Raw genomic sequence first — 26,708 nt, 5'->3', positions numbered from 1 at the left:
ACGATGCGGTTCAGGACCCGGTTGACCACGCTGGCCAGTGTCATACTGGCGGCGACAACGGCGGGCGCTTTCGCTCAGGAAGCCCCAAAGCCCGCCGCTCGCCCGGGCATCGACTCGCCCGAATTGTCAAAACTCGGAGCCTATCCGGTTGGTGTCGCCGACGTCGAATTCGTGCAGCCCGGTCAGGCGGACCTGCGGGTCGATGCCCCCAACGCCAGCCGGATCGATCGGCGCGTGCCGCTCAAGATCTGGTATCCCGCCGCAACCACCGGGCACGGCATCTCCTACCGTACCGCGCTGTCGGGTGAAACGGGGGTCGATGTTCCGTTCGAAGTGCCCGGCATCGCCACTGCCGGGTCGACCGCCGCCAAGGGGCGCTTCCCGCTTGTCGTCCTCGCGCATGGCTATGGAAACACGCCCGAGGTGCTGTCCTGGCTGGGCGAAAATCTGGCGAGCAAGGGCTATGTGGTGGTGACCCCGGCCTTCCGCGATCCGCCGATCAGCCTGCGCACGGCGGCCGCACGCGCCGGACCGATTGCGCGGCGTCCGCTCGACATCGCCTTCGTGACGGGGGAAGCGCAACGGCGCGCGCGCGCAGGCGAAGGCATTTTCGCCAGCGCCGATGCCGCGCGCACTGCGCTGATCGGGTATTCGATGGGCGGTTACGGCGTATTGACGGCGGCGGGCGCGCCGCTCAACCCCGCGCTCGCGGACATGACGCGTGGCGTGTTGGCACCTTATGCCGCAGGTGGCCCCAAGGCGGCGGAGCTCAAGGTCACCGGCTTGAAAGCGGTGGTCGCGCTTTCGCCCGCCAACCGCTTCGGCGACGCACCGATCTGGTCGGGCGACGGCCTGGCGGCGATAACGACGCCGACCTTGTATATCGTCGGCGGGCAAGATCATGTCGTCGGCTATCCGGCGGTGCGGGCGCTGTTTGACCAGGAAAGCAACGCGCAACGCTACCTGCTGACCTTCAAGGAAGCAGGCCATAGCATTGGCCTGATCGGCGCGCCGCCCGCGATGCGGCACAGCTTCTGGGACCTCGACTGGTTCGAGGACGCGGTGTGGCGCAAGGACCGGCTGTTGCCGATCGAGACGCATTTCATCACCGCCTTTCTCGACCGCTATGTGAAGGACGATATGGCCAAGGGTGCCTATCTCGACGGGCTCGTCGTCGACTCCGATACGGGCACCTGGCCCGGCGCGCCAGCCGGACGCTATACCGGCTACAGCCCCGGTGCGCCTGCGGCGACCGTGTGGAAAGGATTCCAGCCGAGCCGTGCCACGGGCATGCTATTCGAGGCCAAGCCTGCGCAATGATCGAGACGCTTCCTTCCAATCACGCTGCCCTTGCGACGCGGCCCACGATGCTGACGCAAACCATGCGCTGGTTCGGGCCGACCGACCCCGTGACGCTGCGCGACATCCGGCAGGCCGGGGCCAGTGAAGTCGTTACCGCGCTGCACGAAGTGCATAACGGCGCTGTGTGGGAACAGGCGGCGATCGCCGAGCGCAAAGCCATGATCGAAGCCGCCGGGCTCGGCTGGAGCGTCGTCGAAAGTCTGCCCGTGCATGAAGAGATCAAGCGGCGCGGCCCCGACTGGGATGCGATGATCGCCGCCTATTGCGCCAGCCTGCGCAACCTGGCCGCTTGCGACATTCGTGTTGTCACCTACAATTTCATGCCGTTGCTCGACTGGACGCGGACCGATCTGGCTTGGCCGCTGCCCGACGGCGCGCTCGCGCTGCGCTTCGAGCTGGAAGCGGTCGCTGCGTTCGACCTTCATCTGCTGCAACGTCCCGGGGCGGAACAGGATTACAGCGCTGGCATGGTCGAGGCTGCTGCCCGACGCTTCGCTGCCATGGACGACGACGCTCGCCGCACGCTCGAACGCACCATCATCGCTGGCCTGCCCGGCAGCGAGGAGAGCTTTACCGTCGACGCCTTTCGCCAGGCGATCGCAACGTATGACACGATCGATGCCGATCAGTTGCGCGCCAACCATGTAGCGTTTCTGGAGGCAGTCTGCCCGGTGGCCGATGCGCTGGGCCTGCAGCTTGTCGTTCATCCCGACGATCCGCCCTTCCCGATCTTCGGCCTTCCGCGTGTCGTCAGCACCGAGGCCGACGTCACCGCCCTGTTCGAGCGCGTCCCGAATGCGTCGAACGGTCTGTGCCTGTGCACCGGGTCGTTCGGCGTGCGCGCCGATAACGATTTGCCGGGGATGGTCGAGCGGCTCGGGGATCGGATCGGTTTCCTGCATTTGCGATCGGTCCAGCGCGAGCCGAACCAGGCATTCCACGAGGCCGCGCATCTCGAAGGCGATGCGCAAATGGCATCGGTCATGGTCGCGGTGCACCGATTGCAGCAGCGCACCGGCCGATCGATTCCGATGCGGCCCGACCACGGCCATCAAATGCTCGACGATCTCGGGAAGCAGACCAATCCCGGCTATTCGCTGCTCGGCCGCATGCGCGGCCTGGCCGAATTGCGCGGGCTTGAGCGCGGTGTTGCGCAATTGTTCGAGCGTAGGGATCGCCCCGCTCGCTAAGGGAGAGAGACGATGCACCGGCCGTTCTGGACACGTGGCGTTATCGCAGCCTTGGCGCTGTGGGGCGCGCCCTTAGCCGCGCAAGACGCCCCGCCCTCGCCAACCCCGCTGCTGGTTGCGGGGGATTTGCGCGACGGCACCGATCTGTCGGGGCCATGGCATTATTCGATCGATCCATTCCGCTCAGGGATTTCCGGCTTCCACGGCGGGATGCCCGATATCGGGCAGCAACGCTGGCGCGACGTCGACGTACGCAAAGCGATGGCGAGCGACAGCCGCGTCCTCTACGAATTCGACCTCGCGCGTTCGCCGTTGACGACTCTGCCCTCTTCCTGGCTGACCGAGGCACCCGAGCTGCGCCATTATCAGGGGCTGATGTGGTATCAGCGCAGCTTCCCCGCGCCGACCCAGCGCCACGGTCGCTATTTCCTGCGTTTTGGCGCAGCCAATTATGCGACGGTGGTCTATCTGAATGGGCAACAGGTCGGGCGGCATGAGGGCGGCTTCACCCCCTTCGCTTTCGACGTCACCAAGCTGCTGCGCGACGGCGACAACCAGATTACCGTCGGCGTCGATTCGCAGGCGACCGAAGCAACCGTGCCGCCTCCGGTCACCGATTGGGAGAATTACGGCGGCATCACGCGACCGGTCCGGCTGGTCGCGACGCCCGATACCTATGTCGACGATGCCTGGGTGCGGCTCACGCGAGACGGCAAGTTGGCGGTCGACCTCCATCTCGACGGACCTGCGGCGGCCAATCAGGCGGTGCAGCTTCGCATTCCCGAACTCGGCCTCGATCGCAGCGGCACGACCGATGCACAGGGCAATTGGCGCGCGACGATGGCCGCGCCCCGCGCCCTCGTCCGCTGGTCGCCCGAGCGCCCGCGCTTGTACGACGTCGCAATCAATGCGGGCGAGGATCGCTGGCGCGACCGCATCGGCTTCCGCACGATCACCGTGCGCGGAGCCGATATCTTGCTCAACGGCAAACCCATTTTCCTGCGCGGCATATCGATGCACGAGGAAGAGCTCGGTACCGACCCAACCCGCGCGATGACCCCGGCCGCCGCACGCGCGTTGCTGAGCGAGATCAAGGAAGGTCTGCACGGCAATTACGTCCGTCTTGCCCATTATCCGCACAGCGACAGCACACTCCGCCTGGCGGATGAGCTGGGGCTGCTCGTGTGGAGCGAAGTGCCGGTCTATTGGCAAGTCGCCTGGTCGAACCCGGATACGCTGGCGCGCGCCCGCACCATGGTGGCGGAGAACGTCCTGCGCGATCGCAACCGCGCCGCCATCGCGATCTGGAGCGTCGCCAACGAAACCCCGGTGACCGACGCACGCAACGCCTTCCTGCGTACGCTGGTCGGCGATGTGCGGCGGCTCGACGATACGCGGCTGGTCAGCGCGGCGCTGCTGGTCGAGCGATCCAAAACCGCCGACCATCCGGTGATGACGCTCGCCGATCCGCTCGCCAAGGATCTCGATGTGCTGGCGATCAACACCTATAACGGCTGGTATACGACCGATCGCCTGGCCGACCTGCAGACCAGCGAGTGGCGGGTCCCGCTCGACAAGCCGCTGGTGTTTTCGGAGTTCGGTGCCGACGCGCGCGCGGGCTTTCACGATCCCGTCAACGGGCAGAAATTCTCCGAGGAGTTCCAGGCAGATTATTATCGCTACACGCTGAAAATGGCAGATACGCTGCCCAGCCTGCGCGGTATGTCGCCATGGATCCTCAAGGACTTCCGCTCGCCCCGGCGGCAGAATCCCGATTTCCAGCAGGGCTGGAACCGCAAGGGCCTGATTTCCGAGACGGGACAGCGCAAGGCAGCCTTCGATGTGCTCGCCGGCTATTATCAGCGAAAGGCGGCCGGGCAGTGAACCGGCGCGGTTTCAACCCGCAAAACTTGGATATCGCGGGCGTTGTTGGAAACGCACATTGCCCTGCCCGCCCCTTTTGCGTTAGCGCTATCACTCGTCATCCGCAAAGGCGGAAAAAAGCCGGGAGAGCCGGCTGAACAGGAGACGGGGATATGATCGGTGCAATCGGGCGATTCGCGGGCGCGCTGACTATCCTTGCTTGCGCAGCCTATGCGCGGCCGGCGCAGGCTGAAGACGGATACGATCTCTGGCTACGCTATCGGCCACTGCCCCAATTGCAACGCAAGGCCGCAACCGTCTCCGCGATCACCGTGCTGCGGGAATCGCCAACGCTTCGCGTAGCGGCGGAGGAACTTGAGCGGGGTTTTTCGGGCCTGTCCGGACATGAGGTGGGACGGCAGGACACCATCCCCGCCGATTCGGTCGTCCTGGCCACCGCCCGAACACCCGAGGTAGCGGCGCTTGCCCTCCCGGTCGCAGCGTTGAACGAGGAAGGATATCTGGTCCGCCCGGTGACCCTTGGCGGGCGGCGGGTGACGCTCGTTACCGGCAAAACCGATCGCGGCGTGCTATACGGGGCGTTCGCGCTGCTACGCTGGGCCCAGACGGGCCATGCCGTGCGTGCCGCCACATTCTCGTCGAGCCCTGCGACCAAGCTGCGCTTGCTCGACCATTGGGACAATCTCGATGGTACGGTCGAACGCGGCTATGCCGGGCAGTCGTTATGGGATTGGTGGACGCTCCCCGATTTTCGCGACCCACGCTACACCGATTACGCCCGCGCCAATGCGTCGATCGGCATCAACGGGACTGTGCTCAACAACGTCAACGCCAAGGCCGACAGCCTCACCGCGCCGTACATCGCCAAGGCAGCGGCGTTGGCCGACGTCTTTCGCCCATACGGCATCAAGGTGTACCTCTCCGCCCGGTTTTCCGCACCGATCGAACTGGGCGGTCTGAAGACCGCAGACCCGCTCGATCCGCAAGTCGCGGCGTGGTGGCGCGCGAAAGCCGATGAACTCTATCGCGCCATTCCGGATTTTGGCGGCTTTCTGGTGAAGGCCAATTCCGAAGGCCAGCCCGGCCCGCAGGATTACAAGCGGAGCCATGCCGACGGTGCCAACATGTTGGCGGCTGCCCTCGCCCCGCATGGTGGCGTCGTGATGTGGCGTGCCTTTGTCTATGCGCAGGAAAATGCCGAGGATCGCGCCAAACAAGCATATGATGACTTCAAGCCGCTCGACGGTAAATTCGCGCCCAATGTGATCGTTCAGGTCAAAAACGGCGCGATCGATTTCCAGCCACGCGAGCCTTTTCATCCGCTGTTCGGCGCAATGCCCCGGACTCCGCTGATGCTCGAATTCCAGATTACCAAGGAGTATCTCGGCCAGGCGACCCACCTCGCCTATCTCGGGCCGCTGTTCGAAGAAACCCTGCGGTCAGATACGCTGGCCGATGGCCCCGGCTCCACCGTCGCGCGCGTCGTCGCGGGAACGGGCGACGCGCTGACGGGCATGGCCGGAGTCGCCAATATTGGTCGATCGCGCGACTGGTCGGGATCGACCTTCAACCAGAGCAATTGGTACGCCTTCGGGCGTTTCGCCTGGGACCCGCAGGCGTCGTCGGCTGACGTTGCACGCGAATGGGCGGCGATGACCTTCGGCCCCGACCCCGCGATCGTCGCGCCGATAACAAAGATGATGGCCGGGTCGCGCGAGGCCGTGGTCGATTATATGACCCCGCTGGGTCTCGCCCATCTCATGGCGACCGCCCACCATTATGGCCCCGGGCCGTGGATCTCCGATTTGAAGCGGCCCGAGTGGAATCCCTATTATTACCACCGTGCCGACAAGGATGGCATTGGCGTCGAGCGCGGGCCCGGCGGCACCAACGCGACCAGCCAATACGCCCCGGCCCTTGCGCGCGTGCTGGCCGATCCTGCGACCACGCCGGATGCCATGCTGCTGTGGTTTCACCGGGTGCCGTGGACCTATCGCCTGAAGTCCGGAAAGCCGCTTTGGCAGGCGATGGTCGCCGATTACGATCGCGGAGTCGCCTATGTCGACGACATGCGCCGGACTTGGGCGACCTTACGCCCTGCTATCGATGCCGAGCGCTTCGCCAAGACCGCAGCCTTCCTCGACATCCAGCAGCGCGAGGCGCGGTGGTGGCGTGATGCCAGCCTGGCCTATTGGATGTCGGTCAACGGCCTGTCGCTCCCGCCGGGTGCCGCGCCACCCGCACACGATCTCGCTTGGTATAAGGCGCAAACCTTCCCTTATGCGCCGGGCAATCCGTGATGCCCTCCCGCCCCGCGAAGAGGATCCCCCCAATGAAGAATCGTACACAGACGCTTGCCCGCTGGATGGGCATGGCAGCCGTCTCCATCATCACCATTTCAGTCGCGCAAGCAGATCCGCTCGCGACCGTCGAGCGCAATGGCAGCTTCGTCGCGATTGAACCCTATGCGCCCAATATCGTTCGGGTGACGATCGCGCTTGATCCCAACCTTGCCAGCGGCGCGCCGGGCCCCGGCCCCAATGCCCCGGTGGATGCCACGGGGTGGACGCATCGCGTCGCTGCCACGGGAGACATCTTTTCCTCCTCCGCACTATCCCTGACAGTCGCAGCGCAGCCTTGGCCAAAAGCACCGACGCAGATGGAGCGCTACTTTGCCCCATCGCTTCCGCCGGTTGAGATCACCATCAACGGTGCCGACGGCCATGTCATCACCCACATGACCGGCTGGGAAATGGCACCGCATATGGTTGCGGGCGAGAAGACCTTCAAAGTCGGCGCAAGTTTTTCGGCACCGCTCGATGAGCATTATTACGGGCTCGGGCAGAACCAGGAAGGCAGACTGGACTTGCGCGGCCGCACGATCGATTGCCGCCACAATTACGATGCGCCAGCGGGCGAAACGGTCTGCGTCCCCTTCCTTGTCACCAATAAGGGCTATGGCATCGTTTGGGACAATCCGTCGCAGACGACCGTATCGCCGGGATTGTACAACAGCACGCATTGGCAATCGGAGGTCGGTGAGCGGGTCTCCTTTTTCGTCATTACGGGTAACACCACGGACGCACTCTACGCGGGGTACGCGACGCTGACCGGCCAGACGCCGCTGCCGCCAAAGGCAGCGTTCGGTCTTATCCAGAGCAAGGCGCGCTACGAGACGCAGGCCGAGCTGCTCGGCATCGCCGAGGGGTATCGCCGTCGCGGCTATCCGCTCGACGTGATGGTGCTCGACTGGTTCTACTGGACCCGGATGGGGCAGCTCGACATCGACCGAAGCTATTTCCCCGATCCCAAGGCGATGAACGCCACGCTCAAGCGCATGGGCCTCCGCAGCATCGTCAGCGTCTGGCCGCGCTTCGAACGCGAGTCGCGCTATTACAATATGCTCGCCGCCAAGGGCTGGCTGCTGCATGACGTCGATGGCAGCGTGGTGGACGGCCTGCCCATTCGCTCCGATCGCGCCGGAGCCTTGCTCGACAGCACCAATCCGGAGGCGCGGCGCTGGTATTGGGACAAAATCCGCGACAATATCGCTTCGCAGGGGTTTGACTGGTTCTGGCTCGACGAGACCGAGCCGGACCTTGTGCCGGATGGGCATCTCTATTCGATCGGGTCCGGCGACCGGTTCCACAATGTCTTCCCCTTGCTGCATACCGCCAGCGTCGCCGAGGGATCGGCGAAGGATCGTCCCGATCTGCGCAACCTGATCCTGTGCCGCGCCGCGTATCTGGGCACGCAGCGCAATGGCTGCCTGTTCTGGTCGTCGGACGTTCAGGCCACGTGGGAAGCGCTCAAGCGCCAGGTGCCGACGGGCCTCAACATGACGGCATCGGGCATCGCCTATTGGAGCAGCGATACCGGCGGATGGCAGTGGCCCAATGGGCCAAAGGCGGAACGTCCCGTCCTGCTCGATCCGGCAGGTGCCACCGCCATGGCACCCGGCTATACCGATTATCCCGAACTGTTCGTCCGCTGGTTTGAGTATAATAGCTTCACGCCAACGCTGCGTATCCATGGGCAGCGCCCGGCCACCGCCATCTGGGAATATGGCAAGGCGGCCGAACCCGTCCTCGCCCAGTATCTCAAGCTCCGCTATGCGCTGATACCGTATCTTTATGCGCTCGGCCGCCACACTTATGAAAGCGGCGCGCCCTTCATGCGCGCTTTGTTCATGGACTTCCCGGACGATCCCAAGGTCGTGGACCTGGGCGACGAATATATGTTCGGACCCGCCTTCCTCGTCGCCCCGGTGACCGAGCAGGGCGCGACCAGCCGCGCGGTCTATCTTCCGGCGGGCGCAGACTGGTATGATTACTGGACCAATGAACGGTATCACGGCGGCCAAACGATAACCGCCGCCGCGCCGATCGACCGGATCCCGTTATTCGTTCGTGCGGGCTCGATCGTGCCGATGGGCGCGCCAATCCCCAGCACCGCGACGCGGCAACCGCTGGAAAGCATCCGCGTCTATCCCGGCCGCTCGACCAGCTTCACGCTGTATGACGACGATGGCGTCAGCAATCGCTATCGCACTGGAAGCGGCGGCACCACGCTGCACTGGGACGAAGCGACGCAGCGTCTGTCGAGTTCGGGCAAATTGCCGACCGGGCAAGATGTCGCTCCGCTGGTCAGGGTCATCGGCCACTGACCGCACGAACACTCCGCAGATTTAATCGCGCGACACCGAAGGAAGGCTAAGGGCGGAGCGGCAGCACATAATCCGGCTGTCGGCCGAAGCCCCGTACCACCACCCGGTCCGCGAAGAAGTCGAGCCGGGCATAGGCCGTCTCCGGCGTATCCAGCATCGCCTTGAGGTTCAGGTAATGAACTCCGGCATGCTCGCCGTAATTGCCGTCATGGTTGTGCCCGTCGAGCCATACCTTGGCCGAACGGTGGCGTTCGATCACCGCCATCACCGCTGCGGCATTCCACAGATTGTGGGGATTTTCGGGAAAGAGCGGAAAATGGCTGAACAGCATCGCTTTCATCCCGCGACGGTCGGCCTCGGCAAGTTGCGTGTCGATCCAGCGCAGTTGCGCGTCGTCGATGCCGCCGTCCCATAGCGGCTTTTCTGCATACAGCGCCGCATGTGCGGCCATGCTGCGCGTATATTCGGGGCTGCCCGCTGGCCAGCCAAAGCTGCTCAGCCCGGTCCCGTCGGTGATGATGAACAGCCAATTATGGCTGGTAAAACTGTAATAGCGCGCTGGCATGCCCAGCTTACCCGCGACCAGCGGCTTGTGCGCATCGTCGATCGCGAACTCGTGATTGCCGAGCACATAATGCCAGGGATGCCGCAATTTCGCCGCCACAGGCAGAAACGCGTCATAGCTCTCCCAGTCTCGGTCGATGAAATCCCCGAGATGGACGACAAACGCCAGCTTCTGCCGGTTGAAATCAGCCACGGCCGCCGCAAGTTTGGAGGGGGCCGTGTGATAGAGCCGCTGACCACTATCGGGTTCAGCGGCATATTGCGCATCGGCGATCGCGCCGATGCTGAAGTCGGGACGTTCATTCGCCACGGCGGCGGGCGTCGCGCTGGCAAGCCCCGCCAAAGCCGCCAGGTGCATCACGAAGCGCATCGTCCGGTCCGATCCGATAGAGGTCGCCGGCCCCTTTAGCGCCGCCCGCGCGATTGTCACGCGCGCTTCATGCTTCTGTCCTAACGCGGCCAAGACTCGGAAAGACATCCGGGCAGGGAGGCACGAAGTGACAGCGCCACGACGCGCGTGTCCGCGTCTCCGCAGGGGCGCGGCGCGGTGAATGAGATTTCGGCCATCCTGATTCGGCGACGCGCCGATCAGGAGGAAGCAGATCTGCGCCAGGCGCTCCGGCGCTTTGTCGGGGGCCGATTGAACCATCATGCCGATGGCGAAGACATCGTCCAGGAAACCTATTTGCGGCTCTACGACTATCGCCGCACCCGTCCGGTGGCGGACGCCGCCGCATTTTGCTTCACGGTCGCGCGCAATCTGGTGCACGATCATTTTCGCCAGCGTAGCGCCTTGCCGCCGACAAGCGACCTCAGCGAGGAGATCGTCTGCGCCAGACCGCACGCCGAGGAGGTGCTGGACTATCGCCAGCGGGTGGAGATTTTGGTGCGTGCCTTGAAAGTGATGCCGCCGCTGCGCCGCGAAGTCTTTCTGCGCCGCCGCCTCGATGGCACGGCGAGCGCAACCATCGCCGCGGATTTGCAGCTGAGCGTCGCGGCCGTCGACAAGCATTGTACGCGCGCGGTGGCCCACTTGCGCTTGGCGCTGGAACGCCGCGGCCTGCCGCCCGGTGCCGCCCGATGAGCCGTCGTGCAACCTTGCAGGAAGCCGCGGGTCTCGCGCTTTCGGGCGAGACCGGCCAGGGGCCGCATGCCGCGACCGCCGAATGCGTCCGCGCAACGCTTGACGACCCGGCGCTGGAGGAGGCGCTTGGGGCAGCGGCAGCGTTCGGTCGCCTGTCCGACGCCGATATTCTGGCGATGCGCGAGACCCGGCGGCGCTCCCTGGCGACGGCGGGAGTGACCGCTGCGGTGCTGCTCGTGCTCGGCGGCGGCGCATGGCAGGCGACGCGCCTGGGCACCGCCCCTGCCCTTGCCACCCATTATGAGACCAAACGCGGCGAAGAGCGCGTGGTCGCGCTCGCGGACGGATCGCGGCTCGAACTGAATGGCGCGACCGCGCTCGACGTGACGATCGACGCACAGCAGCGCACCGTCGTGCTGCGGCGCGGCGAAGCCTTTTTCGACGTGGCACATGAACCCGACCGGCCCTTCGTCGTCACTGCGCGCGGATCGAGCACGCGTGTGCTTGGCACCGCATTCGACATCGATCTGGCTCGCAACGAAGTGAAGCTGGCCGTGTTTCGCGGGCGCGTGCGGTTCGGGGCGAGCGACGCCGACACCGGCGTGCTGGTTCCCGCAGGCTGGCGCTCCCGCTTCGACGGCACCACCGCCAGCGCGCCAAGCCGGTTCGATCCAACGCAGCAGGATTGGCGGCACAATTGGCTCGATACCGATGAAATGCGGCTGGGCGATTTGGTCGAGGCGCTCAACCGCCATGGCGGGCCGGTGATCGAGACCCCGCCCCCACAGCTTGAAAAATTGGTGCTGTCCGGGCGTTTCAAGCTCGACAACCCCGAACAATTGCTGGGCGCGATCGGTGCCGCCTATGGCTTCACGGTGGTGCGTCAGGGCGCACACTTGCGGCTGATGCCGACCGGGCCAAGCGACACCAAAATGTCATCACAATGACGCTGCACTGCAACAAAATTCTTTTGTCCTGATCCGGCGGGGAACCCGTCTTCCGTTCGAGGCGCAGGGGCGTCCGAGCGGAGGAACGTTATGAAACATATTCGGGGAATTTCAGGCATGGCACTGGCGATCGCGATTGCGACACCTGCTGTGGCACAGGCACGACCGGCGGAGACGACCGTCCTTCGCCAGGAGCAGCGCTTCGACATCGCGCCGTCGGATTTGCGCACTGCCATCTCGCGCTTTTCACAAGCGACCGGCGTGCAAGTGGTGGTGGCACCCGACGCGGTCAGCGGCCGTCGCACGGCTGGCGTGCGTGGTAGCTATACTGTGCGAACGGCACTCGACCATTTGCTGCGCGGGACCAATCTGGGCGTGACCTTCCAGGGCGGCGTCGCCATCCTGAAGCCGATGGCCGCCGCCCCGGTCCATCCGGCATTGGTCAAGGCCGCCGCACAGGATGCTGCACTTTCGGGCGCGGCCATGCCGGACCGGTCGGTCGGCGAGGGAACCGACATCATCGTGACCGGCTATCGTCACAGCCTTACCGAAGCGCAGAACCTCAAGCGCCGCGCGGTCGGCAATGAGGACGACATCGTCGCCACCGATATCGCTGCCTTTCCCGACCTGAACCTTGCGGAATCGCTGCAGCGCATTCCCGGCATCACCATCACCCGCGACAGCGGCGAAGGCCGCCAGATCGCGCTGCGCGGGCTTGGGGCGGATTTTACGCGCACGCAGCTAAATGGCATGGAAGTGCTCGGCAACACGGCGTCGGGAATGGACAATCGCGGCGGCGTCACCCGCTCACGCTCGTTCGATTACAGCCTGTTCGCATCGGAATTGTTCAACCGCGTGTCGGTCCAGAAATCCTATTCGGCAGAACAGGATGAAGGCGGCATTGCCGGGACGGTGCAACTGACCAGCGCCAAGCCCTTCGACACGGGCAATAAATTGGTCGTTTCCGCCAAGGGCCAGACCAATGACAACACCAGCGGCGTCACGCCGCGCGTGGTTGGCCTCGTCTCGCATCGCTGGGGCGATCTCGCCGCGCTCGTCTCGGTCGCCTATAGCCAGATCAAGAATAACGAGTTCGGCTATCGCAACTGGGGCTGGGGCCTCACCAAATATGGTGCCGCCAATATCGGCCCGAACATCGATGCAGCAACGCGCGCCAACCTGCTTTCGGGCGTATACCAGCCGACCGCGCAATCGCCATCGTCATGGTATACCGACCGCAAGCGGCTGGGCATCACCTCATCGGTGCAATATCATCCGGGCGACGCGTTCAAACTCGACGTCGATTTTCTCTATGGTCGGCTGTGGGACCATCGCGACGACTATGCGCTGGCGACGGCCGGAAGCAACGCGCTTACCGGCACCTCGATCACCGGAGCCCAGGTCATTCAGAGCGCCGTGATCGACAGCACCAATACGCTGCGCGCGGCAAGCTATACCGGCATCGATCTGCGGTCCGAACATCATGTCGTCCAGAACCGCACCGATTTCTATCAGGGCGTCGCCAATGCCAGTTGGAAGGTGACCGACCGGCTGACGCTGAGCGCGCTTGGCGGCTATGAGGAATCGGATTTCGGCCAGCCTGTGTTCGACAAGGTGTTCATGGAGCTCAAGAACACCCCGTTCAGCTATGATGATCGCCCGACCATTCCGGTCAACACCTATGGCAAGGATATCACTGATCCGAACAACTGGGCGGTGCAGCGGCTCGACGTTCAGGAAAACAAGATCACCAACCAATATGCCAATGGGAAGCTCCAAGCGGCCTACACGTTGAATGAAGCGCTCACCTTCAAGGCGGGTGGCGAGTATAAGCACTTCATCAACGGCGGCTATACGTGGGTGAACAAAGTGTTTCACAACGTGCCCGCCGACATCGCCATCCCCAACACTCTAAAACAGACCGTCACGCCGGATACCTTGATTCAATACATCGTCGGAAACGTCGACGGGGTTTACAGCTATATCGGGGACAATCGGAACCTGACCGCTGCCAATCTCCAAGCGGGCAGCGATTACCGCGTCGATGAAAAGACCGGCGCAGGCTTCGCCCAGCTCGATCTCGACACCATCGTGGCCGGGATGCGGCTGCGGGCCAATGCGGGCCTGCGCTATTACTCGACCGACTTGCTGTCGTCGGGGCATCTGGCGACCGGCGCGGGCTTCACGCCTGTTGCGATCCGCACCAACAGCCACGGCTTCCTGCCTGCGGCCAATCTGGCGCTCGATGTTGCCAAAGCGGTGGTCGTTCGCCTGAGCGCCAGCCGCAATGTCAATCGCCCCGCGCTGGGCGATCTGGCGGCAGCCGGGTCGATCACCACGCGTCCCAATGGCGGCACCCTCAGCCTCGGCAATCCGTTCCTGAAACCGTTCAAGGCGACCTCCGTCGAAGGATCGGTCGAATATTATATGGGTCGCAGCGGCTTTGCCTCAGTCGGCTTCTTCTACAAGAGCATGGACAGCTTCATCAGCTCGTCCACCAAGCAAATCCCCTATGGTCAGACCGGGCTTCCGCTCTCCCTGCTGGTGCAAGGGGAAGACGCCAACACCTTGTTCGACGTCAGCCAGCCGGTGAATGGCGCGGGTGCCGACATCAAGGGTATTGAGGTTGCAGTCCAGCACGACTTCACCTTTCTGCCCGGCGCGCTCAAAAATCTTGGCGCGGTGGTCAACGGCACCTGGTTCGACGGGCATCAGACCGCCTATTATAATGTACCAAAGATCATCCCGCAGTATAATCTCTCGAAATGGGCGGCCAATGCCACGCTGTATTACGAGAACAAGCTGTGGGGCGTCCGCATTTCCGATGCCTATCGCAGCAGCTATTTGACCGGTGCCGGCAACGCCATCGACAATAGCGGCGATGGCATTCGCGGGACCAACAATGTCGATTTCCAGGCCCATATCAACCTGCGCCGAGGCGTCCGGTTGATCGCCGAGGGCATCAACATCACCAACGAACCGATCGTGCAGTCGCTGGATGCAGTCGCCCAGCGTACCGAGGTCTATACGACCAGCGGCCGCACCTTCACTTTCGGCATCAGCGCCGAATTCTAAGCCCGGCATCAGCGCCGAATTCTAAGCCCGGCTTCAGCTGCCGCAGCCCGTCTTTGCGTTGCCAAGGACGGGCTGCGGATCTGGCCGGTGGTGTCGCCAAGGTCGCGATGACGGGCATCGTCCACTTTGTGGATGGGCGAGCATTGCGCTGACGGCGTCGAGTTGGCACTCTCCCCGCTTCTTGGGGGGAATCTGTATGCGCCGACTGATCCTTGCGACATTGCTCGCCGCGACCGCTTCGATCGCCGGAGCGGCACCGACACCGAAGGAACAATTGCTGGTGCCGCCCTCCGGCGCGCGGCACTTCACGCTCAGCTCGATCGCCGGAAAGCATGGCGACATCTGGTCGTGGACGATGCCCGACGGGCGCGTCGCGTATCGCATGTCGATGTCACTGCGCGGCTGGGTGACCGAAACCGACGAGGTGGTCACGCTCGATCCCACCCGACGCCCCACGTCGATCGCCATTCGCGGTTTTACCGATTCCGGGGATGCGACGGAGACCTTCACGGTTGGCACTAACGGGGTGGCGGACTGGAAGACGGTGATCGATTCGGGCTCGGCCCCCTTCGCCGACAAACATTATAACACCTATGGCGGTCCGCCACTTGCCGGTGAATTCGATATCGATGCGCTGGTCGCGGCGGGGGCCAAGGGCATCGACTTGCTACCGACGGGCCATGCCAGCATCGCGATCGGACAGCCGACGCAAGTCGAAGGCCCGCAAGGCCCCAAGACGATCAAGCTCGCCTTTCTGACGGGATATGGCTTCGCGCCATCGCCGGTATGGCTCGACAGCGACAATCGTCTGTTCGGCAACGCCGGCGTCATTTCGATGTTGCCGGAAGGCTATGAGAAGAACGGCCCCAAGCTGAAGGACCTTCAGGACAAGGCGACCGCCGCGATGGTGCGCGAGGTGGCGCATCGCTTCCTGAGCAAGGCCAACCGCACGGCGACGCTGATTGACCATGTGCTGCTGTTCGATTCGGTCGCGGGCCGCTACATTGCGGATCGCGCGGTGCTAATCGCGGGTGGCAAGGTCGCGGCGATCGGTGCTGGGGGTTCGATCACCGCGCCCGCCGGCGCAACCGTAGTCGACGGACGCGGCAAGACGCTGACCCCGGGCCTGTGGGATTCGCATCAGCACGTCGGCGATGACTGGAACCTGCTGCAGAACGTCGCCACCGGCATGACCAATTACCGCAGCCCCGGATCGATGATCGACGAGGCGCTCAGCATCTACAAACGGCGGGCAGCTGGCGATTTGCTGGCCCCGGACGGCAAGGTCTCGGTCATCATCGATCGCAAGGATCCCCTCGCCGCGCAGGGTGCGCTGACGGTGTCGTCAGCGGCAGAGGCGGTCGCTGCCGTCGACAAGATCAAGGCCGCAGGGCTCTGGGGTGCCAAATTCTACACCTCGATGAATCCTGCCTGGATCGCGCCCGCAGCGGCCGAAGCGCATCGCCTGGGGTTGCACGTCCACGGTCACGTACCTGCCGGTATGCGCCCGCTCGACGCGGTGCGCGCCGGATATGACGAAGTGACCCACATCAACTTCATCCTGATGCAGGCCATGCCGCAAGACGTGGTCGACAAGGCCAATACCGCCGCACGCCTCGAAGGGCCCGCCAAATATGGCAAGGACGTCGATCTCAATTCTCCGGCAATGACGTCCTTTTATGCCGAGCTTGCCAAACGCCACACCATCATCGATCCGACGCTGACGGTATGGGAACCGTTGATGACGTCGGATGGCAGCGCGATCTCGCCCGAATATGCGCCCTTCGCCGACGTTGCGCCGCCGAGCGTCGTCCGCGGCTGGAAAATCGGCGGCTATCCGTTGTTCGGTGGCCTGACGCGCGACGACTTTCGCAAGAGCTTCACCAAGATGGTCGATCTGGTCGGCAAACTCCATCAGGCCGGCGTACCGATCGTTGCCGGCACCGACGGCTACGGTCTGGAACTGGTGCGCGAGCTGGAACTCTACCAGCAAGCGGGCCTGAGCAATGCCGAAGCGCTGCAGACCGCAACCATCATTCCCGCACGGATGACCGGCATGGACGACCGGGCGGGATCGATCGCGGTGGGCAAGACCGCCGATATCGTGCTGGTCGATGGCGATGTGTCGGCGGCGCTCGGCAACCTGCGCCATGTCCACACCGTCTTTCTGGACGGGTATCGGCTCGACGGCGCGGCACTGCGCCAGGCGAGTGGCCTGAACGGGATGCCCAAATGATATGATCTCCGCGTTGATTTTGCTCGCCGCGAGCCTCCATCAGCCGGTCGCGGCGGCGCGGGTAACCTTTGATCGACGCGGGGAGCGGACGGTACAAGTTTCGGGTCTGGCCGATGTCGCCGCCGCCAGAACCCTTCGCGCGGACGACCCGGTTCGGATTGCGTCGATCTCCAAACTGGTCACAGCGATTGCCGTCCTGCGCCTGGTCGAGCAGCACCGACTCAATCTCGACGCCGATGTGTCGGAACTGCTCGGCTATCCGCTGCACAACCCGGCCTTTGCCGACCGACCGATCACCCTGCGCCTGTTGCTGTCCCACCGCTCGAGCCTGACCGACGGCGTCGACTATGTCCTGCCGCTCGACGCCGATCTCCGCAGCGTGCTGGCCGACCCGAAAGTGTGGGATACCGCGCACGCGCCCGGTGCTTATTTTCGCTATACCAATTTGAATTTTCCAGTGATCGCGGCGGTAATGGAACGGGCCACTGGCGAACGCTTCGACCGGTTGATGCAGCGGCTCGTGTTCGCACCGATGAAACTGGATGCCTGCTACAATCTCGTCACCTGTTCGGACCGCACGGTGGCGCGCGTCGTCGTGCAATATCGTTCGGGGTCGGTAACGCGCGACGACAATCACGGTGCGCGCCCGCCCTGCCCGGTCACGCCAGCCCGCGACGGCAGTTGTGATCTGTCCCTTTGGCGTGCGGGCCGAAACGGCGCGACCTTTGCGCCGCAAAGCGGGCTTTATATCTCCGCGCGCGGTCTTGCCCGGATCGGGCGGATGCTGCTCTACCAAGGGCGGGTCGACGGCGTGCGCATCCTCACCCGGCGCTCGGTCCATTTGCTGGAGACCCCGCAATGGACATGGAACGGCGATAGCGGTGCGGGAAGCAATGGCGACACCTGGCACGGGCAAATGTGCCGTTATGGCCTGGCGGTCGCGTTTCTCGCGACGCCGGTCGCAGGCTGCCGCGACGATCCCTTTGGCGATGGACGGGCGCGTTGGGGGCATTTGGGGGATGCCTATGGGCTGAAATCGGGGCTGTGGATCGATCCACAGCACGGCAACGGTGTCGCCTATTTCGCGACCGACGTACCCGTCGATCCCGGCGCGCGCTCCGCCTATAGCCGAAGCGAAGAAGCGCTCGCACAGGGTGTTGCGTCATGAACCTGCGTCACATCGAAATCTTTCACGCCGTCTATATCAATGGCTCGGTCAGTGCTGCGGCGCGGGCGCTCAACATCTCGCAGCCGTCGGTTTCCAAGACGCTGCGTCATGCCGAGTCGCTGCTCGGTTTTCCGCTGTTCGAGCGCGGCACTGGGCGTCTCGTGCCGACCGAAGACGCACACACCCTGTTCGCCGAGGTCAGCGAAATTCAGGACCGCGTTTATGCGCTGCGCGAGGCCAGCCGCAATCTAAAGCGCGGCACCGGCGGAGTTTTGCGGGTGTCGGCACTGCCGTCGCTCGCGCTCGACGCGCTGCCCGTTGCGGTGGCGAGTTTTCTGCGCAGCCATCCGACGGTCCAATTCGACCTGCAGACGGTCCATCACGACGATTTGCTGCGCAAACTCTACGAACGCGAAACCGACATCGCGATCGCATATGCGGTGCCCCCGGCAGCCCCGATCGGGCATCGCTGGCTCGGCGAGGGCGAGCTCGTCGTGCTGTACCGCGAACAGGACATGCCCGACGCCCCGCCACGGCTCGAACTGGAATGCCTGCGCGACAAGCGCTTCATCAGCCTGGCGGCGAGCGGTCCGATCGGGCAGTTGTTTACCCAGGAGTTGCAGCGGCTCGACCTCGAACTCGACGAGGTGGTGTCGGCGCGGACCTTCTACATCGCCACCGCGCTGGTGCGGCAGGGCGTGGGGATGACGGTGGTAGACAGCTTCACCGCGCAGGCCTCGCTCAGCCCCGGTCTGTCGGTGCGGCCGCTAAAGCCGCAACTGGCGTTCGATGTCCATGCGATGTTCCTGCTCAACCGCCCGCCGACCGCGCTCGCCACCGATTTTCTCAAGACGCTGGCGCGGGTTATCGACGCCGCCTGAAGCGCACGACATAACGACAGGCTATGCCGGGTGATCCACTCGCTATGCTGTGGCGGTCGCCGCTGCCGATACGGTGGCCCGCATGATACCCGGACCCTATCTGCTCTATCTCGGCCATAGCGCCGACCCGATCGGCATCAAGACGTCGCGCGGCCTCGCCACTTTCCGCCCGGACGACTGCGTCGGAGAGTTTCGGTATGACGATTGCCCGCTGACGCTCGGGATCAAGCGCCTGACGATTGCCGAAGGCGCAAGCGCTGGCGCACGCACGCTGGTGCTTGGCATCGCCAATTCGGGCGGGACGATGGGGGCGGATCTGATCGCGGATGCGGTTGCCGCGCTGGAAGCCGGGATGAACGTCGCCGCCGGACTGCACCAGCGCTTGCGCGACGTGCCACGGCTTGCCGCGCTCGCTCGCGAGCGCGGCCTCACTCTGTTCGACGTGCGCGATCCGCCTGCGGATCTGGTGGTTGGGACAGGGTATCCACGCGCCGGTCGCCGGTTGCTGACGGTCGGCACCGATTGTTCGGTCGGCAAGATGTACGCGACGCTCGCTTTGACCACAGCGCTGCGCGCGCGCGGCATCGCCGCCGATTTCCGGGCGACGGGCCAGACCGGGATCCTGATCGCAGGCGGCGGCATACCGGTCGATGCCGTGGTCGCCGATTTCATCTCGGGGGCGATCGAACAGCTCTCACCCGCGCGCGACGATGACGGTTGGGATGTGATCGAAGGGCAAGGGTCGCTCTTCCATCCCTCCTTCGCGGGTGTCTCGACCGGCCTGCTGCACGGCGCGCAGGCCGAGGCGATCGTGCTCTGCCACGAACCGGGGCGTGCGCACATGCGCGGTCTGCCCGGACGCGCCCTGCCCGAGCTGACGGAATGCCTGGCGATGAATCTGCAGGTGGCGCGCCTGACCAGCCCGGGCGTGCGGGCGATCGGCGTGTGTCTCAACACCTCTGCGCTGGATGCAGCGGCGGCGCGGGCGCTGTGCGAACGGACCGAGGATATGCTCGGCCTGCCCTGTACCGACCCGATCGCCTTTGGCGTCGAGTCCATCATCGATGCGCTCTATGCCCCGCACGCTTGAGGCGCGGCACGACCGCTTTGCGTTGCACACGCCGTTTCGCATCGCGCGCGGGGTGAAAACCGCGGCGGACGTGATCACCGTATCGATCATGCAGGACGGACATGTCGGTCACGGCGAGGGCGTCCCCTACCCGCGCTATGGCGAGAGCGTCGCGAGTGCGCTCGACGAGATCGCGCACGTACGCGATGCGATCGAGGGCGGCGCGGATCGCGAGGATCTGCTCGGCCTGCTGCAGCCGGGCGCGGGGCGCAATGCGATCGACTGCGCCTTATGGGATTTGGAAGCAAAGCGCTCGGGCCGCGCGGTCGCGACGATGATCGATGGCCCCGACCTCACATCAATGCCAAACGCGTTGACGGTCGTCATCGACACCCCTGCGGCGATGGCACGGGCGGCAGCGCTGATCGCCGCCGCGCCGCTGATCAAGGTCAAAGTGAACCACGAAAATCCCGCTGAGCAACTTCGCGCGGTTCGCTCCGTGGCCCACAATGCCACGCTGATCGTAGACCCCAATGAGAGCTGGGACCGCGCCCTGCTCGAAGCGATGCAGCCGCTGCTGGTCGAACTCCGCGTCGCGCTGCTCGAGCAACCGGTGCCCGCCAGCGCGGATGCGTGGCTCGCCGATTTTTCCCCGGCAGTGCCGATTTGCGCCGATGAATCGGTTCACACCGCCGACGATCTCGATCGGGTTGCCGCGCGCTATCAGTGCGTCAACGTGAAGCTCGACAAGGCGGGCGGGCTGACCGCCGCGCTTGCGCTCGCGCACGGTGCTCGCGCGCGCGGCCTGGGGTTGATGACGGGCTGCATGGTCAGTTCCTCACTCTCGATCGCACCCGCCTTGCACGTCGCAATGCTGTCCGATTTTGTCGATCTTGACGGGCCCTTGTGGCTGGCAGAGGATCGTGAGGGCGGGGTGACGGATATCGGGGGCATATTGTCGCCACCGCCCCCCGGCTTTTGGGGTACGCCATGAACATCGGCCGGATCGGGTTATTGGTCGGCGTGGCGCTCGCCGCGGTCGGCGCTTCGGCTCCGCCTTCCGCCGACCTGATCGTGCGCGGCGGCACCATCTACACCGGGTCCGACGCGCCGTTCGTCGGCGATGTCGCGATCGAGGGCGATCACATCGTCGAGGTCGCCCCGCACGTGGTGCGCGCCGCCACGCGCGTGATCGACGCGCATGGCATGATCGTCGCGCCCGGTTTTATCGACCCGCATACGCATATGGGGGACGATCTGGCGTCGGACGATCCCGCCAAGCGGCTGATCCCAATGTTCCTGATGCAGGGCGTGACGACCGCGTTCATCGGCAATGACGGCGGCGGCGAGATCGATGTCGGCCGCGTGTTGGCCAGCGCACAGACGCGCCCGGTCGGGATCAATTATGCCACCTACACCGGCTTCGGCACGATCCGCCAGCGCGTGATCGGCGAGGCCAAGCGCGCGCCATCTCCGCAGGAACTGGGCCAGATGCAGGCGCTGGTCGCAAGCGCGATGTGCCAGGGCGCGATCGGGCTTTCGACCGGGCTGTTCTATGCCCCGCAAAGCTTTTCCAAGACCGATGAGGTCGTCGCGCTCGCCGCTGAAGCGGGCAAGCGGGGCGGCTTTTACGACAGCCATATCCGGGATGAGTCGAGCTACACCGTCGGACTGTTGGCGGCGATCGACGAAGAGATTGAGATAGCGCGCGCCGCGCATATTCCGGCGCATGTCTCGCACATCAAGGCGCTCGGCGTGGATGTGCAGGGCCAGGCCCCGGCGGTGATCGCGCGGATCGCGGCGGCGCGCGCGGCGGGGCTGAACATCACCGCGAGTCAATATCCGTGGTCGGCGAGCGGCTCGAGCATGGTCGCCTCGCTGGTTCCGTTATGGGCGCAGGATGGTGGCCGCAAAGCGATGCTGGCACGCTTCAACGACCCCGCGCAGGCCACGCGATTGCGCACCGACATGGCCGAAAACATGCGCAAACGCGGCGGGCCGACCAAGCTGTTGATCACGGAAGGTGCCGAACGCAATCGGACCCTTGCGAAGGTCGCGGTGGCGACCAAGACGGACCCGATCACCGCCGCGATCGCGGTGATCCGCGTCGGCGATCCCGGCGTCATTTCCTTCAACCAAAGCGAGGCCGACATCGCCGCCTTCATGCGCCAGCCTTGGGTGATGACCGATTCCGACGCCTCGCCCGGCCACCCGCGCGTTTATGGCAGCTTCGCGCGCAAATACGCCAAATACGTCGTCGCCGATCACGTGCTGACATTGCGCGAAATGATCGAGCGCAGTTCGTCGCTGACCGCCGATACCTTCGGCCTTACCGGACGTGGGCACCTGAAAGCCGGTGCGTTCGCCGACGTGGTGGTGTTCGATCCCCGCCGCTATGCGCCGCGCGCGACCTATCAACAGCCAACCGAACTGGCGGTCGGGGTGCAGACGGTGCTGGTCAACGGCGTCCTCGCGGTGGACGGCGGCAAGCTGACGGGCCGTGCGGCAGGACGCGCGCTGCCGCATCGCCCGCCCGCCGGAACCTGCCCTTAAGCGTCAGTTCGTTTCGCTATAATGCTGGGGATTACGGCTTCCGGGTGCAGGAAGTGGCGCGGCCCGGTCGTCGCTCGCGCGTTCCCGATAGAAGCGGATATTGTCGAGTTGCAGCCACGCCTTGCCGCCGGGCTTGCCCTCAAGCCGCACGATCAGCGCGCGCAATTTGGTGAGATCGAGCTGAGCCTTCGCGTCGCGACTGGCAAAGGCGCTGAACGGGATATGGAAGGTGTGGCGGACTTCCCCCGCCTCGAAACCGGTGCGGAACCAGTCATCGTCATTGATCGCATAGCTATCGAACAACAGATCGTAGCGGCCACTGCCGCGCGCATCGAACGCGACGCCGGTAAAGCCGCGCGCATCGGCGAGTTGCACCGCGCCTTGCGTGAGCGGCAGCACCAGTTGCGCGAACGGACGCGGCTTGGCCCCCATATGCGCGATCAGGAAAACCGGCCGCTCCGGTGCTTTCGGATCGTCGCTGCCCGGCCGAACGAAATCGAGGTGGCTGTGGTCGACGCCGGAATCGGTGCTCTCAACCGGCAGCGTATCGAGGTCGGTGCGGCCGTCACCCCGGGCACCGGTATCGATTGGCCCCGGCATGATGTGCAGCGGTAGCGGAGTCGGTGCGACCCCGTTCACCAGCGCGCGCAGCGGGGCGAGCGCGATCTCGCGCCCCGACACGAACACCCGCGCGACCTTCCACAAATCGGTGATGCGTTCATCTGGCCGCCCAGCGATCAGCACCAGATCGGCGCGCTGGCCCGGCGCGATCCGTCCGTTGTCCGCCGACTGCCCCAGGATATCCGCGCTGGTCGCGGTCGCAGCGACCAACGCCTCGGCGGGGGTGAAGCCCAGCTTGGTCAACCACCAGATCTCGCGGAGCGTGCCGGGCCCGTGATACACACCCTCGATCCCGGCATCGGTGCCGACGCCGATACGCACCCCTGCCGCTTTCAGCCGCCGGACATTGTCCTGCATGATCGCCCAGCGCTTCGCATCATAAGCCGCGACCGGCTTGGACGATTGCGCGGCATGGCTTGCTTCGAACGCCGCCTCAGGCGGCGTCAGCGCGCGTTGCTCGTCGGGTTCGAAACGGCGGGTCTGCTGCGGCTCATATACCACCAATGTCGGGATATAGGCGGTGTGATGCGCCTTCATCAGCCCGATCAGATCGTCGTCGATCGGCGCATCCCCCGCCCCGTGCCCCACGGCATCGACTCCGGCCATGGCGGCGACGCGGTCGCCCTGCACGGTTACCGTATGCGTGATGACCGGCAGACCGGCCTTGTGCGCATCGGCCACGACTGCAGCCAGCGTCGGCACGTTCATGCTGTTGAGATCGCTGTCGCGCCCATAGCGCCAGCCATCGGCAAAGACCTTGATGAGGTTGGGCTGATACGGCAGCGCGGTCGCCATCGCGACATGCGCGGCGGCGGGGGTTGCGGCCTGCAGCGTGAAGAAGGCTCCCCAGCCATATTCGGTGCCATGCCCACCCGGCACGCCGACGCGCACCGCCAGTTCGAGGTGCGGGGCCGCTACCGCCCCAGACGCGACCATCTGGCGGATCGGTGCAATCATTTCACCCGACACGGAATAATCGTTCACCGAGGTTACGCCCGCGAGCAAATAACCGGCATAGGCCTTGCCCAGATCATCGGGCGCATCGTAACCGGGCGAGCGCAAATGCGTGTGGAGATCGTGCAGGCCGGGGATCAGCGTAAGCCCCCGCGCATCAATGCTGCGCGCGCCTCGAGGCTTGCGCAGATGCGGGCCGACCGCGACGATGCGGTCCCCCCGCAGCAGCACGTCGCCAATCGTCGCAGGCGCGCCGGTGCCATCGAACACCCGCGCGCCACGGATGATAACCGCGTCGTCTGGGCCCGCAGCAGCGCACACTGGGGACATCGACAACAAGGCCAAAAACGCGGCAGCCCACTTCATCGCGTGACCTTATGCATGAGCGTGCGATCCAGAAAATCATCGGTTGCCCGATAGCTCGCCAGCCAATCGGCGTAGCGAAAAAAATCGTGGCGCTCATCGGGAAAGACCAATTGTTCGAACGGCACCTGCCGCGCGGTGAGTTCGCGCGCGAGCAGCAAGGATTGGTAGAAGTCCACGCTCTTGTCGTCATCGCCGTGGATCAGCAACACGGGCGACCGCCACGTTGCGATCGCGCCAAGCGGCGAGGATTGCCATTGCAACTGATGCGCCGCGGCCTCGGCATCGGGCGACAGCGTCTTCTCGACCGGGCGAACCATTGCGTGGACGCCGTGGAAATCCACCCCGGCAGCGAACAGGTCGCTATTGCGAGCGAGCGCCAAGGCGGTCAGATAACCGCCCCAACTCCCGCCCCAAATCCCGATCCGCGCCGGATCGACATCGCTGCGCGCCGCCAGCCATTTGCCTGCGGCCAGCACGTCGCGATATTCCGAGGCACCGCCGCGCGCCTGGCCGGGTGCCTCGCGAAAATCGTGGCCGTACCCGGTGCCGCTGCGATAATTGACCGACAGCACGTCATAGCCCTTGGCCGCGAAATGCTGGTTCAGAATGTAGGCGTTCGAATAATAATAAGAGGTGTTGAAGCCGGGCAGCATCTGCCGACGCGGGCCGCCATGCACATAGACCAATGCGGGATGCCTGCCGGGGCCGCGCGCGCGGAACAATTGCGCGTGGACCAGCACGCCGTCCTCCGCCGTGAAGGTTACCGTTTCCGGTGCTGCAAACCCGGCAACCGAGGGCGCATCATGCAGCGGTGCGAGCGCGTCGCCGACCAGAGCGGGGTGCGCGAGTTGCGTGGCGCTGGTCGCCAGGACCGCCAGCGTCGTTCCGGCGAAGGTCGGGATCGATTCGCTGCCCGCGCCTTGCGTCATCCGCGCCGCCGCGCCTCCGGTAAGGGGCACCGTCCAGATGTGACGCCGTTCGAGGTCCCCGGCATTGGCGGCATAGATCAGCGCCTTGCCATCGGACGAGAGCAGGAAACTCTCCAGCTCGAATGCGCCCGGCGTGAGATCGCGCGTGCTGCCGCGCGCCGGATCGAGCGCATAAGCGTGCAGCCAGCCGCTCCGCTCCCACGGAAAGACGATCGTGCCGTCCTTCGCCCAGAACAGATTGCGGGCGCGGGTTCCGGCATAGGTTCCGCCAGCACCCGCCGGAGCCGCCCACAAGGTGCGCGCGGTGCCAGTCGCAAGCTCGACGCTGCGGATCGACCAATAGCGACCGCCATCCCCGATAGCGGTGGCGGGCGGATCGACGAAGCGGATATAGGCGATGCTCTTGCCATCGGGCGCAAAGCACGGCTCGACTGCGAAGCCCAAACCGGGATCGAGATAGCGCAGCCGCGCCTCCCCGCGCGCGGCAACGTCGAGCAAGGCGATGAAGCTGTGGTCGCCGCGCTCGTCCACGAACAGAAGCTGGCGACCGTCCGGTGACCATTCCAACCGCGAGGCGTCTCCCGCAACCGTCGCGACCCGCTGCGCCCCTGCGGCCTTGCTCCACAGCCAGATTTCGCCCTTGCGGGTAAAGGCCAGCCGCTCGCCATCCGGCGCGAAGACGGGGGCGTGGCCCTCGCCCACCAGTTCCGCCGCGCCGCCTGTGGTGGATGCTACAAAAATTTGTTGCTTGGGCGGCGTCGCGCTGGCGGCGGTATTGGGGATGCTGCCGTCGGGAAATTCGGGGTCGCCACCGCGCACAAAGGCGACCCTTGCGCCATCCCGCGTCAGCGCGAGATCGGACAGTTGCTGCCCGTCATCGTCGGTGAACGCCGTGATCGCGCGCGCGGGCCTACCCCCCGCCGACACCCAAATATTGCGCACGCCGCCCGCATTTTCGACCCAGGCGAAACGCGGCGTGTCCGCCGCGCCGACCAGCCCGCTCGCAATCGGCAAAGCCAAGGTCGCGGCCAGATCATCGGCCATTGCCGGTTGTGCCAATAGCAGGGCGCAAAGCCCCAACCCCAATGCGATATGCCGTGTCATGGCGGCATAGTGGAGCCGCGCACGAGTGCCGACAACCGGCGATCGGTACGATCAT

General features: G+C 64.9%; 17 protein-coding genes. 14 read left to right on the top strand and 3 right to left on the bottom strand.

All coding sequences use genetic code 11. The annotated features are described in order from the left end of the window. The first annotated feature begins 3 nt into the window (after nt 1-3). From ACP7BL_RS15610 to ACP7BL_RS15590, 5 genes are all read left to right on the top strand, one after another. Nucleotides 4-1,320: an alpha/beta hydrolase family protein gene (locus ACP7BL_RS15610; protein ID WP_137902353.1), complete on the top strand. Its 1,317-nt coding sequence runs from the start codon at nt 4-6 to the stop codon at nt 1,318-1,320. Nucleotides 1,321-1,367: 47 nt separating this feature from the next. Beyond that, entirely contained in the window at nt 1,368-2,552 is a 1,185-nt protein-coding gene (gene uxuA / locus ACP7BL_RS15605) for a mannonate dehydratase (RefSeq protein ID WP_033964636.1), read from the top strand. Between the two features lie 12 nt (nt 2,553-2,564). Next, a complete protein-coding gene (locus tag ACP7BL_RS15600) occupies nt 2,565-4,436 on the top strand; it encodes a glycoside hydrolase family 2 protein (RefSeq protein WP_426258796.1) in 1,872 nt (623 codons plus the stop codon). Between the two features lie 152 nt (nt 4,437-4,588). Beyond that, nucleotides 4,589-6,736, top strand: coding sequence for an alpha-glucuronidase family glycosyl hydrolase (locus tag ACP7BL_RS15595; RefSeq protein ID WP_426258795.1), 2,148 nt, complete (start codon nt 4,589-4,591; stop codon nt 6,734-6,736). A gap of 32 nt (nt 6,737-6,768) precedes the next feature. Beyond that, nucleotides 6,769-9,102, top strand: coding sequence for a TIM-barrel domain-containing protein (locus ACP7BL_RS15590; RefSeq protein WP_426258794.1), 2,334 nt, complete (start codon nt 6,769-6,771; stop codon nt 9,100-9,102). A 46-nt stretch (nt 9,103-9,148) separates the two neighbouring features. On the opposite strand, the gene ACP7BL_RS15585 is transcribed toward ACP7BL_RS15590, so the two are convergent. After that, on the bottom strand, nt 9,149-10,096 hold the full coding sequence (locus tag ACP7BL_RS15585; protein WP_426258793.1) for a metallophosphoesterase: 948 nt from the start codon (nt 10,094-10,096) through the stop codon (nt 9,149-9,151). A gap of 87 nt (nt 10,097-10,183) precedes the next feature. On the opposite strand from ACP7BL_RS15585, the gene ACP7BL_RS15580 reads away from it, so the two are divergent. The 9 genes from ACP7BL_RS15580 (at nt 10,184) to ACP7BL_RS15540 (ending at nt 22,679) form a co-directional block, all read left to right on the top strand. Then, nucleotides 10,184-10,750, top strand: a complete 567-nt coding sequence (locus ACP7BL_RS15580; RefSeq protein ID WP_426258792.1) for an RNA polymerase sigma factor — start codon at nt 10,184-10,186, stop codon at nt 10,748-10,750. After that, entirely contained in the window at nt 10,747-11,697 is a 951-nt protein-coding gene (locus tag ACP7BL_RS15575) for a FecR family protein (protein WP_426258791.1), read from the top strand. The genes ACP7BL_RS15580 and ACP7BL_RS15575 overlap by 4 nt, the downstream gene beginning before the upstream one ends. A 90-nt stretch (nt 11,698-11,787) precedes the next feature. Next, nucleotides 11,788-14,772, top strand: a complete 2,985-nt coding sequence (locus ACP7BL_RS15570; RefSeq protein ID WP_426258790.1) for a TonB-dependent receptor — start codon at nt 11,788-11,790, stop codon at nt 14,770-14,772. A 196-nt stretch (nt 14,773-14,968) separates the two neighbouring features. Further along, nucleotides 14,969-17,008, top strand: coding sequence for an amidohydrolase family protein (locus ACP7BL_RS15565; RefSeq protein WP_426258789.1), 2,040 nt, complete (start codon nt 14,969-14,971; stop codon nt 17,006-17,008). A 1-nt stretch (nt 17,009) separates the two neighbouring features. Beyond that, on the top strand, nt 17,010-18,176 hold the full coding sequence (locus tag ACP7BL_RS15560; RefSeq protein WP_426258788.1) for a serine hydrolase domain-containing protein: 1,167 nt from the start codon (nt 17,010-17,012) through the stop codon (nt 18,174-18,176). Continuing rightward, nucleotides 18,173-19,057, top strand: a complete 885-nt coding sequence (locus ACP7BL_RS15555) for a LysR family transcriptional regulator (protein WP_033964632.1) — start codon at nt 18,173-18,175, stop codon at nt 19,055-19,057. Before ACP7BL_RS15560 ends, ACP7BL_RS15555 begins: the two co-directional genes overlap by 4 nt. Nucleotides 19,058-19,139: 82 nt before the next feature. Continuing rightward, nucleotides 19,140-20,147, top strand: a complete 1,008-nt coding sequence (gene dgcN, locus ACP7BL_RS15550) for an N-acetyltransferase DgcN (protein WP_033964637.1) — start codon at nt 19,140-19,142, stop codon at nt 20,145-20,147. Beyond that, entirely contained in the window at nt 20,131-21,120 is a 990-nt protein-coding gene (dgcA, locus tag ACP7BL_RS15545) for an N-acetyl-D-Glu racemase DgcA (protein ID WP_126849203.1), read from the top strand. Before dgcN ends, dgcA begins: the two co-directional genes overlap by 17 nt. Further along, nucleotides 21,117-22,679: an N-acyl-D-amino-acid deacylase family protein gene (locus tag ACP7BL_RS15540; RefSeq protein WP_426258787.1), complete on the top strand. Its 1,563-nt coding sequence runs from the start codon at nt 21,117-21,119 to the stop codon at nt 22,677-22,679. The genes dgcA and ACP7BL_RS15540 overlap by 4 nt, the downstream gene beginning before the upstream one ends. 3 nt (nt 22,680-22,682) lie before the next feature. Here the strand turns inward: ACP7BL_RS15540 and ACP7BL_RS15535 are convergent, their stop codons facing one another. After that, nucleotides 22,683-24,620: an amidohydrolase family protein gene (locus ACP7BL_RS15535; RefSeq protein ID WP_426258786.1), complete on the bottom strand. Its 1,938-nt coding sequence runs from the start codon at nt 24,618-24,620 to the stop codon at nt 22,683-22,685. Then, on the bottom strand, nt 24,617-26,593 hold the full coding sequence (locus ACP7BL_RS15530; RefSeq protein ID WP_426258785.1) for a S9 family peptidase: 1,977 nt from the start codon (nt 26,591-26,593) through the stop codon (nt 24,617-24,619). Before ACP7BL_RS15530 ends, ACP7BL_RS15535 begins: the two co-directional genes overlap by 4 nt. Between the last annotated feature and the right edge of the window lie 115 nt (nt 26,594-26,708).

Source organism: Sphingomonas sp. DC1600-2, assembly GCF_049897605.1.
Lineage (GTDB): Bacteria > Pseudomonadota > Alphaproteobacteria > Sphingomonadales > Sphingomonadaceae > Sphingomonas.
The sequence above is the reverse complement of the archived record's forward strand: the minus strand, read 5'-3'. Positions and strand labels throughout refer to the sequence as shown.